Origin of the sequence: Lentzea terrae, assembly GCF_003265345.1 — a bacterium.
In the GTDB taxonomy this organism is placed as follows: Bacteria; Actinomycetota; Actinomycetes; order Mycobacteriales; family Pseudonocardiaceae; genus Lentzea; species Lentzea terrae.
Genome location: NZ_QFWW01000009.1, coordinates 474 through 780, shown reverse-complemented (window position 1 = coordinate 780; position 307 = coordinate 474). Strand labels below are relative to the sequence as shown.

The 307-nt window shown below is 71.7% G+C and carries 1 protein-coding gene; it reads right to left on the bottom strand.

Annotation, left to right across the window (positions count from 1 at the left end):
• A partial coding sequence (locus DI276_RS16765; RefSeq protein ID WP_119724478.1) for a family 1 glycosylhydrolase occupies positions 1-307 on the bottom strand: 307 nt, incomplete at both ends.

The following is a 307-nucleotide window of genomic DNA, read 5'->3' as shown; positions in this document are numbered from 1 at the left end:
GCCCCGCAGGTCCACGCCCGCCTTGATCGCCGTGTGGGCGGCGCGCAGGTGGGAGGCGATGTAGCCGGTGCGGTCGACGTCGTCGATCGAGCCGCCGCCGTTGACGTCGTCGCGGAAAGCGGCGCCGTTCTCGGTGATGTACAACGGCAGCCGCGGGTAGTCGTGGTGCAGCCGCAACAAGACCGTTGTGAGCCCGTCCGGCCTGACTTCCCAGTCCATGTCGGTGCGCGGGGCGTCCCTGCGGGGGAACGACGCGTGCTGCACGCCGACCCACGGCGACGGACCTGGCTCGCTGCCGTTGGGCGAC